Source organism: Clostridium celatum DSM 1785, assembly GCF_000320405.1.
In the GTDB taxonomy this organism is placed as follows: Bacteria; Bacillota; Clostridia; order Clostridiales; family Clostridiaceae; genus Clostridium; species Clostridium celatum.
The window spans coordinates 153,360-163,573 of record NZ_KB291618.1; the positions used below are offsets into that span (position 1 = coordinate 153,360).

General features: G+C 26.4%; 9 protein-coding genes and 1 riboswitch. Of the genes, 2 read left to right on the top strand and 7 right to left on the bottom strand.

Going from position 1 to position 10,214, the window contains the following annotated elements; all coding sequences use genetic code 11:
* Position 1 precedes the first annotated feature (1 nt).
* From HMPREF0216_RS04760 to HMPREF0216_RS04785, 6 genes are all read right to left on the bottom strand, one after another.
* A complete protein-coding gene (locus tag HMPREF0216_RS04760; protein ID WP_005211807.1) occupies positions 2 to 874 on the bottom strand; it encodes an ATP-binding cassette domain-containing protein in 873 nt (290 codons plus the stop codon).
* A gap of 3 nt (positions 875 to 877) precedes the next feature.
* Positions 878 to 1,240 carry a GntR family transcriptional regulator gene (locus HMPREF0216_RS04765; protein WP_005211812.1) on the bottom strand — a complete coding sequence of 121 codons (363 nt, stop codon included), beginning with the start codon at positions 1,238 to 1,240 and terminating at the stop codon, positions 878 to 880.
* 271 nt (positions 1,241 to 1,511) lie between these two features.
* A complete protein-coding gene (locus HMPREF0216_RS04770; protein ID WP_005211813.1) occupies positions 1,512 to 2,201 on the bottom strand; it encodes a radical SAM protein in 690 nt (229 codons plus the stop codon).
* Between the two features lie 52 nt (positions 2,202 to 2,253).
* Positions 2,254 to 2,349, bottom strand: a riboswitch (guanidine-I (ykkC/yxkD leader).
* 80 nt (positions 2,350 to 2,429) lie between these two features.
* Complete coding sequence (locus HMPREF0216_RS04775; RefSeq protein WP_005211814.1) at positions 2,430 to 3,614, bottom strand: DUF1002 domain-containing protein; 1,185 nt, start codon at positions 3,612 to 3,614, stop codon at positions 2,430 to 2,432.
* Positions 3,615 to 3,815: 201 nt separating this feature from the next.
* A complete protein-coding gene (locus tag HMPREF0216_RS04780; protein ID WP_005211815.1) occupies positions 3,816 to 4,856 on the bottom strand; it encodes a nucleoid-associated protein in 1,041 nt (346 codons plus the stop codon).
* Positions 4,857 to 4,909: 53 nt separating this feature from the next.
* Positions 4,910 to 5,809: a LysR family transcriptional regulator gene (locus HMPREF0216_RS04785; protein WP_005211817.1), complete on the bottom strand. Its 900-nt coding sequence runs from the start codon at positions 5,807 to 5,809 to the stop codon at positions 4,910 to 4,912.
* Between the two features lie 342 nt (positions 5,810 to 6,151).
* Here HMPREF0216_RS04785 and HMPREF0216_RS04790 point away from each other — a divergent pair, with 342 nt between their 5' ends.
* Both HMPREF0216_RS04790 and HMPREF0216_RS04795 read left to right on the top strand, forming a co-directional pair.
* A complete protein-coding gene (locus tag HMPREF0216_RS04790; protein ID WP_005211819.1) occupies positions 6,152 to 7,378 on the top strand; it encodes an MFS transporter in 1,227 nt (408 codons plus the stop codon).
* 262 nt (positions 7,379 to 7,640) lie between these two features.
* Positions 7,641 to 7,910 (top strand): cupin domain-containing protein, encoded by a 270-nt coding sequence (locus HMPREF0216_RS04795; protein WP_005211821.1) that lies wholly within the window; start codon positions 7,641 to 7,643, stop codon positions 7,908 to 7,910.
* Between the two features lie 333 nt (positions 7,911 to 8,243).
* On the opposite strand, the gene HMPREF0216_RS04800 is transcribed toward HMPREF0216_RS04795, so the two are convergent.
* Positions 8,244 to 9,842 carry an amidohydrolase gene (locus HMPREF0216_RS04800; RefSeq protein ID WP_005211822.1) on the bottom strand — a complete coding sequence of 533 codons (1,599 nt, stop codon included), beginning with the start codon at positions 9,840 to 9,842 and terminating at the stop codon, positions 8,244 to 8,246.
* Positions 9,843 to 10,214: the final 372 nt, after the last annotated feature.

Sequence of the window (10,214 nt, forward strand, 5' to 3'; positions counted from 1 at the left end):
TTTACTTTTCCTCCTTACTAGTTAAATAAATGAATAGCTTTTGAAGCTCTACCTTTGAAAACTCTAATCCTAACTCCTCTGCTAATTTCTTATCCTCACTACATATTTCACCTAAAACAGTTGCTGCTTTAAAATTAGTTAAAGCTTCTATATTAACAATTTCTTTGGCTTTTATATACTTATCAACATTTTCACTAAGACCTGATACTGTATATACTTTATTTAACAATTCTTCAGCGTCTTCTGTATTTACTATACTTCTATCATTTAAAATAACTACATTTTCTATAATATTTGAAACTTCTTCTATAATATGAGTTGATAGAATTATTGTCTTTGGTTCATCAATATAGTTCTTCATTAATTCTTTATAAAACAACTCTCTATGATTAGCATCTAATCCTAACACCGGTTCATCAAATATAATAATTTCTGCTCCTGATGCCATAGCTATTATAATTTTTGCTATGGAACAATACCCTGTAGATAAATTTTTCATCTTTTTATTTATATCAAGTTCAAATTTTTTTGCCAATTCTAAAGCATATTCCATATGAAAATTCTTATAAAATTCCGATGTCCACTTTAAAATCTTCTTTACCGTATAACTTTCTGGGAATAAATTTCTTTCAGTCATAAAATATATTTTTTCTAAAGCATTATCATTTTCACGTACATTCTCCCCATCTACTTCTACTACACCATTATCTTGAAAAATTCTATTTGTTATTATATTTAAAAGTGTAGTTTTTCCTGCTCCATTTCTTCCAAGCAATCCATAAATTTTATTTTCATCAAACACTATATTAATATCATCTAATACCAAATTACTATTATAGCTTTTCTTTAAATTTTTAACTTCTATCTTTGCCATACATTACACCTCTCTTTGAATCATCTTTATAACATCTTCTTTAGATATATTTAATTTTTTTGCTTCATCCAGTAAAGAAATTATATAGTCATTAAAAAATCTTTCTTTTCTTCTATTTATAAGTAACTCTTTACTACCTTCCGATACAAACATACCTATACCTCTCCTTTTATAAATAATCCCTTCATTCACAAGAATATTGAATCCTTTTGCCACTGTTGCTGGATTAATCTTATACTTAACAGATATCTCTGTAGTTGATGGAATCATCTCATTTTCCTTAAAAATATCTTTCAATATACTATCTTCTATTGACTGTGCAATTTGGATATATATAGGTACATCATTAGTAAATTCTAAATTCACAATATCCCCCCTACTTTATTTATACTTATACTATATTCAATTTTAGTTAAGTGGTTCATTACTTATATAACTAACTATACAACTATTTATCTTATATGTAAATATTTGTATTAAAATTGCAAAATCTTTTTCTTATTTTATTAAAAAATTCTCCTTCTTTTTAATATTTTTAGAATTAACACTTAAATAAAAAACACTAATAGAGAATAGCTATTAGTGTTTTAATATAATTAAGTTACAAGTAATTAATGATATTGCCGATACAAGTTCTCTAACAATTTAATAATTCTTTTGAAATTCTATCAAAGTCTTTATCGGATATTCCTAACTTTTTCTTAAATATTTCATCTTCTATTCTAGAAATTATTATCTTATCTGGAGATATTTTTGTAATAACATTTTTTATACTACTAATTGACTTTTCATCATCGTTATACCCATTAATAATAGTAATCTCAAATATAAATTTTCCTTTATATTGTTTATTAAAAGATTCCATATTTGAAATATACTTATCTAATGTATATCCTTCAATTGGTCTTTGAACTTTTTTAAAATGATCTTCTGTTATTACTTTTATCTCTCCAATAACTTCATCACATTTGTTAGCAATCTTTATATATTCATCCCTGCATAATAAATACCCATTAGACAGTAACCTTATAGGTAAGCCTTTACCCTTTATAAAATCAATAACATCATTAATTTTATCATTTACTAAAGCCTCACCTTTTGAGTTAATAAATATCAACTCTGCTTTTGTGCTTTCTATTTTGTTTTCTAATTCAATCAATTCATTGTCTATTTCACCAAAGGATCTTTGATTATCTACTTTATTTTTAGATCTTCCAATAGGACAAAATATACAATCAAAATTACAATATTTTTCTGGAAGTATATTAACCTCCAAAACTCTTCTTCCCTCTTCAATATAAGCTTCCTTGTAAGTAAAATTATTCATTCTTCGCTCCTCCAAATTTATAAAATAAAAAAAGCCTTAGAGATATTAAAATATCTCCCAGGCTTTTATCCTTCCGTGTACACAATAAATTGTGCGCTTTCTCTCGGACCTGCCAATTAAATACTGCGGAACCCTAGAAAGCTTTTTATATATAATTTTTATTTTAATATTCTAAGAACTTTTTCTCATTTATAATATATCAAAAATTTTTTTAAAATCAACTAATTTTTAATTAGTGTTAGTTTCTTCTTCTACTTTTTCTATTGTATTATCATCTTCATTTGTATTAGTATCTTGATCATCATCTACTATTGTATCTCCAACTTGCTTTTCTGGTTCAATAGTTTCAGTATTTTCCGGTGTAGTTACCTCTTCATCATTTGCATTTGTTGTGTCATTTTCACTTTCAACTGGTACTTCATCAGTTGTATCATTATCTTTTTCCGTGTTACTTGAATTTTCTACATCGCTATTTATTGTATCTTGTACTGGTTCTGTTGTATCTTTTGGTTCATCACTTTTAAATAAAGATATAAATTTATCCCAAAGATTTTTAAACCAATTTCCTATCTTCTCAAAGAATCCTTCATCTTTAAGTTTAACACCCAAATCTTTTAAATTTTCTTTTAATGTATCGCCAGCCTTATTTAAAGCATCTTTAAGTTCTGAATAGTCTAAATCTAAATCTTTAACATCATTCATTAAAACTACTAAAGACTCTTTAGAGTTATCACTTATGTTAATATTATATTGTTCAGTAACCTTGTCCACTATTTCTGCAACTTCTTCTTCTGTTTTTGGTTGTTCTTTAATAACTTCTGTTTTAACATCATTTATTATTGTTGATGCTTGTTCTTGTCCAACCTCTTCTGCAACATCCATAGTAGTTTCTATTTCTTTTTGTGCAGTTTCCTTTTGCTTTAAAGATATTTCAAACCCACCAACTTCTTCAACACCAGCTAATATTCCTGATAATGCTGAAGTTCCTGTAACTTTAAATGGGGCTGAAACCTTAACACTTGCTGAACTTATTCCTGAAGTTATAAGTGCATTCATAAGCATACTTTCTGTAACTTCCGTTAAATTTCTTGCATCTACTGTTATTCCTTTATTACCATCTAATAATTTTACATATGCACTTGAATAACATCCTCCTGCATAATTTGCTGGATCATTTGGATCTAAGCCTAATTGTTCAATAATAGTTTCATCAGTTATATAAATAGTTCTTGTCCCATCTGGAGCATCAAAAAACTCTCTTAATTCATTTTCTTGTGCTTTAGTTAAATCAGAACCAAAAGTTAATACATCGCCACTATTATATTCGCTTTTTGCAAAAGCCGGAGTGCTTAAACTAACACCCATAATAACAGCTAAACTTAATGCTATATTTCTAAATTTATTTTTTAACATTCTAAAATCACCTCTCTATATAATTTTACTACATATTACTATAATAACAATAATTTATCTATACAACTTTCCATTTTGTAATAAATTCTTAATATATATTGCTATTGCAAACTTAAAGTTAATGTTTTTGCTACAAGCATAACAACTAACTTATAGTACAAACATTAACTTCTCACAATCACCATTGTTAGTAATATACTTCTATTTCTCAATATAGTTGATTACATGTTTTATTATCATGTTAATGCTTCCATCACCATTTCTTTGTATTTCAAATTTTGAATTATCATGATATGCTTCTTCATTAATATATAAATCAATATCTTTATCTATTTTAAGTCTAACTCGCTTAAGCTTCTTTTCAACCCATGCCTTATCAACATTAACTTCATTTTCTAATCCATTTCCTTTTATAAATGTTTCAAAGTCTTGCTTTTTACTTGGTTCTTCTTTAAATAACTCTTGGGAAAGTTCTTCTATATTTATAGAGTCTTCTTCTTTTAATTTGCTCTTAATAGTAGTTCTTATTTTTTCTGCTTTTTCTGCATCTTCCGTAACATTACTTCTAGTCCATGTTTCTGTAGCCTTTAAAAATGTTTTTGTCATATCTCTTTTATTTGTAACAACTGAGCATCCTAAAAAACTATTCAAAAAGTAATTTGCACCATATTCATCATCATCTTTAGACTTCTTTTGTTTATCTATAACATATAAGTCACACTTTTGTCCTTCTCTAATTGGTTTAATAAATGCTGCTTTCTGAATTCTTTGACTACTAGCTGGAAGACCTGCTGCTTGAGGTACTATTCCAATCCCAATTTTATTATCAACAAATTCAACAGAATGAGTAAAGTTTTTAACATAATCCATTTTAAGTATACCTGTCATTGGACCTATATCTGTAATTAATGAAACTACAATTAAATCGCAAGATGGAATATTAACATTTCCCTTCATTATTGAATAAAGCTGTCTTGCAAGCTCTTTAGATAAACCCACTATATCCGTGTCTATTCCATTTAAATAATCTTGAACTATTTCTTTTACTATATTTCTTTCAGGATTAAATACTGCTGTCTTTAATTCTTCATCTTTTAAACACTTTTCAATATGTCTATGTAAAAATTTATAAACATCTTCACTTAACTCTAAAGTATATTCATTTAAAATTGGCTCGTCACTATTACTATCAAGTATATGTATTACTGCTTCCTGTATATTTATATCATTTATATATTCCATATTTATCACCTCTAAATGTTACTAAACTATTAAAATACAATATTACACAAATTTTATTTATTTGAAAACTTTTCTTTGGCATATTCTATACTATATTTTTTAAACAAGCTAACAGATGGTGTTAAATACCTGTTTTTTAAAGCAGCAAGATATATAAATCTTTCATGCTTTGGATTTACTATAGGCAACACTTTTACATTATAATGCTTTAATGATGATATTTTAGGGAGCACTGCAATTCCATAGTTTATTTCAACTAATCCTGCAACTGCATTATCTTCTTCAACCTCACATATTATATTAGGCGTAATATTAACTTTTTTAAATAAATTATCTATTAATGGCCTTATCCCACTTTTTTCACTAAAATATATAAATGGATATTCCTCTACTTCCATTAAATCAATAGACTCTTTATTGGATAATGGATGGTCATTAGATACAATTAAAACTAACTCCTCATGTGCTATTGGTACAAACTCAATATCTGGTTCATTTTCAACAAAAGAACAAAATACCATATCAAACTTTTCACTCTTTAATCCTTCAATTAGTGTTTTTGTAGTTCCTTGCCCAAAAGAAAATTTTATATTTTTATTTTCTTCAACTAACGAAAAGTTTTTAATCAATTGTGGTACAAAATTAGGACCTAATGTGTATATGTATCCTAGCTCTACAGTTCCTGTTGATACATTAGTAAGTTCTCTTAATTTTTTTTCACCTTTTTCTAATTCACTTAAGGCTCTATCTACATATTCAAAATATATTTTCCCATACTTAGTTAACTTAATATTTCTACCTTGCTTTTCAAATAAATAAGTTCCTAAATCCTTTTCTAATGAAGCCATAGCATGACTTAAACTAGGTTGAGTTATTGATAATTCCTCTGCAGCTTGAGTATAATGCTCAAGTTTCGCTAATACTCTAAAATAATTTAAATGATTCAAATTCATATTATTTTTCCTTTCTTATTTAACTATTAAAATTAAATAATTTTTTTACTATTAAATTTATATATCTTATAAAAGTTTATATAATTAAAGCTAACTTTCTTCTAAGAAGTAATTCACAATAAGTTAAATTTTTAATAAAGTCCTAGATGTGAAAATTGAATTAATTTTAATATCAGCTTTAAATTTCCTAGCTAATTATATCATATCTATAGATACTTTCTATAGATATTCCTAATAATATGTATTAGATTAATTAAAAATAATATATTAAAATTTATTTTGTAATAAGAAATAGATTTTTATACATAATTACGTTAAATTTTTATCAAAAGGAGTATTAAAATGCAAAATACACTTACAAAAAATAAGTATTTGCCTACGGCATTATCTATGTATATTAACTACTTTATACATGGTATGGGTTGTATAATATTAGCCCAAAATATTGATTTCTTAATGGAACAATTCAATACTAATAAAGCTGGTGTATCTTATGTTATCTCAGCTTTAGGATTAGGTAGATTAATTGTTTTATTTGTATCAGGTATCCTATCAGACAAATATGGTAGAAAGCCTTTCATACTTTTAGGTATGGGAACTTATGTGTTATTCATGGGTGGTATATTAATTAGTAATAATGTTACAATGGCATTCTTCTTCGCTTTATTAGCAGGTATGGCTAATTCATTTATGGATGCTGGTACTTATCCTGCATTAACTGAATGTTTCCCTGAGGCACCTGGAAGTGCTAACGTTGCAATTAAAGCATTTATCTCTGCTGGTCAATTCATATTACCATGGATAATAAGCTTCTTAATTGCTAACAATCTTTACTTTGGATGGTCATTCATATTCTGTATCGTAGTATTCTTAATAAATGGATTATTTATATTCAAACTTAAATTTCCTGAATTTAAGCCTGTTGAAAAAGCTGAAACTGATACAGAAGAAAAAGTTGAATCTACTGTTAAAGCTAACTTCTGGATTGAAGGTATCTGCTTAATCTTAATCGGTTTTACAGCTACTGCAACATTCCAAGTAATTGCAAACTGGTTACCATCTTTTGCAAGAGAAGTTGCCGGTGTTGAACAAACAGTTTCACTAAAATTAATAAGTATTTATAGTACTGGTTCAATAGTATCTGTTTTTGTTACTTCTATATTAGTTGCTAAATGGATTAAACAAGTTAGATTTACTTTTGTTTACCCATTAATATCTTTAGTAATGTTAACAGTACTTTGGATGTTCCCAAGCACTATAACTTGTATAGTTGCAGCATTCGTAATTGGATTCTCTGCTGCTGGTGGAGTTTTACAATTAGCATTAACTTCAATGTCAGAATTATTCCCATCAAGCAAAGGAAAAATTACTGGTATAGTATTTACAGCTTCAAGCTTAGCATCTACTATAGTACCAAGTATTACTGGTATATTAGCAGATATAAATTTAAGTCATGTAATATTATTTGATATTGGAATTACAGCATTAGGTGTTGTATTAGCACTTATAGTTAACATAAGATATAACATAGTTAAGAAAAATGAATTAAAAGCTAACAAAGCTGCTTAATAACCTTAAAGAGATTGTACAAAAATGTACAATCTCTTTTTTATTATACTGTTTATGTAATTACATAATCTCATTTAACTCTTTTATATTATAAATATTATTATTATAAACTTTAAAATTTATATACATTTAAATTTATTAATTTACATATTATAATCTATGAACATCTTTTATAAATCTTAAAGAAGTAATTTCAAAAAACAACTTTATTTTTTTTGTATTTACTTATAGTAAATACATTTATACTAAAGGAGGTAAAACTATGGAAACTAGAATATTTAAATTAAATCAAGTAGCTATAGGAAATGATAATCAAGCTACAAAAACTCCATTTTACTCTACTGATTCAACTAGTGGTGTTGTTTGGGTTGTTAAGCCTGGTCAAAAAGTACCTACACATATGCACACTACTTCTGATGATGTATGGATTTGTATGCAAGGCAAAGGAGTTTTTTATCCTGAGGAAGGTAAAGAAGTAGAGATTTCTAAAGGCGATATAATAGTATCTGCCAAAATGAACATCATGGAATGATTAATACTGGAGATGAAGATTTTATATTTATAGGAATTGTTGCACCAACTCCTTCAGATTATCATCCACTTTAATAATATTTATTAATATAATATCTAGTTATTTATCTACTTATAATTTTAAAACATAAAATCACCTAATAAGATTTTTAATCAAATTAGGTGATTAATTATAAATAAAAAACTCAATCTTATTTCAAATAGAGCTTTTATCTTTAACTGTAAATTTTATAATAATACTCTAAGGCATTTGAAATTAATTCTTTCTTATTAGATGTTAATATACAGTTTATATATTATTAAATCCTAATTTCTTTTATATATTAAATTTATTTTATTTCTTAAATATACTTTCTCCTTCTTTTATTGTTTCAAGTACTTGTATATTCTTAATTTCCATAGGTTCAACTTTTAATATATTCTTATCTAATATAACTAAATCAGCCAGTTTACCTTCTTTTATAGTCCCTTTAATATCTTCTTCAAAATATTGATATGCAGCATTTTTAGTTACAGCTTTTAATGCTTCTATCGCTGGTATTCTTTCATCAGCACCTAATAAAACTCCATTCTTAGTTATTCTGTTAACTGCGCACCAAATAGTTTCTAACATATTAGGTTCAATAACAGGTGCATCTTGATGGAATGTAAATAATATTTCTTTATTTAATGCATCTTTAGCTAAACTTATCCTACTGGCTCTTTCCATTCCGAAATTCTTAATATGTATATCCCCCCAATGATATACATGTGCAATAAAGAAAGATGGTATCATATTAAGATCTTTTACTCTATCTAATTGATCTCTATCTAATAATTGAGCATGTATTATAACTGGTCTTATTTCATTTGTTGATTTAATTTTCTTCTTAGCAAGTGCATATTGATTTATGTATTGTTCACAAGCTGCATCACCATTACAATGAACTAAAATTTGCATATTTTCTTTTAATGCTAATTCTAATTTAGCTTCTAACTCTTCATCGCTTTGAGTTCCATATGCATAATAATTCTCTTTTTCTCCTAGATACGGTGTACGCATCCAAGCTGTACGCCCTTGTGGTGAACCATCTAAAAATGTCTTATAACCTCCAATCTTTACATGGTTATCATACTTATTTAAACAATTTGCAAACTTTTCTTTTAATTCATCTGCTTTAGCTACATCCATAAAGCCTATTAAGTCTATTTTTAATAATTTTGCTTGTATTAAATATTGAAAAATTGGTGCTAGTTGAGTTATTACAAACCCTTCTTGTACTGTTGTTATTCCATAAGATGCATAAGCATTTTGAGCTTTAATTAAACTTCCCATAAACTCTTCACTAGAAACCATAGGTAACCTTTGAATATAATTCATATATGCTGCTTCTTCTAAATATCCTGTAAGCTTTCCATCTTTTTTTTCTATAATTCCCCCATCTGGGTTTGGTGTATCTACAGTTATGCCCATTTCTTTTAACCCTAAAGAATTAAATACTCCCATATGTCCTGATTTATGTTTACATAAAAGTGGATTATCAGGTGCCGCTTCATCTAAAAGCTCTAACGTTGGATGCATTTTTTCATCTAAAAAGTTTTGATCATATCCATTTGCTTGTATCCATTTTCCCTTAGGTATATTATTCTTTTTAATAAATTTTTGTATTACTTCTTTAATATCTTTAAAGTTTACAACTTCTGATAAATCTACTTGAGTAAAAGAACTAGCATATCCTGAAAAATGACTATGTGCATCTATAAATGATGGCATTAGTGTTTTTCCTTTTAGGTCTATTAACTCTACATCTTCACTAGCTACTTTTTCACATTCTTCCTTAGTTCCAACTTTAAATATCTTATTATTCTTTGTTAATATTGCTTCAACATATAATTGTTTATCTTCAAGTGTTAATATATCTCCATTAAAATATAATTTTTCCTTTATCTTCATTTTAAATCACCTTCACTTAAAATATTTTTCTTGTAATTTAACAATATAAATCTTTTTTTATTATTAACAAAATTTACATTTACTATTGTTATTACTTTAAATAATTTCTTTATTTTAGTTTCCTCTAACTTTCAACACTCTCTAATAAATATATGCCTTTAAGTTATTATTTTTTTAATGCTATTATAACAAAATTTACAATATTATACCTATTATTAACTATAAATAAATTTATTAAAATTTTAAGAACAATTCTTTTATTATTAATCACTCCTATTTTATAAAATTAAGTTCCTTATCTATACTTTTAAATATTTTTCATTAATTTCCTAACTAAAAACTAATAATCGAGTAGGAGGAAAATAATTATTT

What these genes read in the sequence shown, in the direction of transcription:
- HMPREF0216_RS04760 (WP_005211807.1), bottom strand. Translation starts at nt 874, where the DNA reads ATGGCAAAGATAGAAGTTAAAAATTTAAAGAAAAGCTATAATAGTAAT.
- HMPREF0216_RS04770 (WP_005211813.1), bottom strand. Translation starts at nt 2,201, where the DNA reads ATGAATAATTTTACTTACAAGGAAGCTTATATTGAAGAGGGAAGAAGA.
- HMPREF0216_RS04775 (WP_005211814.1), bottom strand. Translation starts at nt 3,614, where the DNA reads ATGTTAAAAAATAAATTTAGAAATATAGCATTAAGTTTAGCTGTTATT.
- HMPREF0216_RS04780 (WP_005211815.1), bottom strand. Translation starts at nt 4,856, where the DNA reads ATGGAATATATAAATGATATAAATATACAGGAAGCAGTAATACATATA.
- HMPREF0216_RS04785 (WP_005211817.1), bottom strand. Translation starts at nt 5,809, where the DNA reads ATGAATTTGAATCATTTAAATTATTTTAGAGTATTAGCGAAACTTGAG.
- HMPREF0216_RS04790 (WP_005211819.1), top strand. Translation starts at nt 6,152, where the DNA reads ATGCAAAATACACTTACAAAAAATAAGTATTTGCCTACGGCATTATCT.
- HMPREF0216_RS04795 (WP_005211821.1), top strand. Translation starts at nt 7,641, where the DNA reads ATGGAAACTAGAATATTTAAATTAAATCAAGTAGCTATAGGAAATGAT.
- HMPREF0216_RS04800 (WP_005211822.1), bottom strand. Translation starts at nt 9,842, where the DNA reads ATGAAGATAAAGGAAAAATTATATTTTAATGGAGATATATTAACACTT.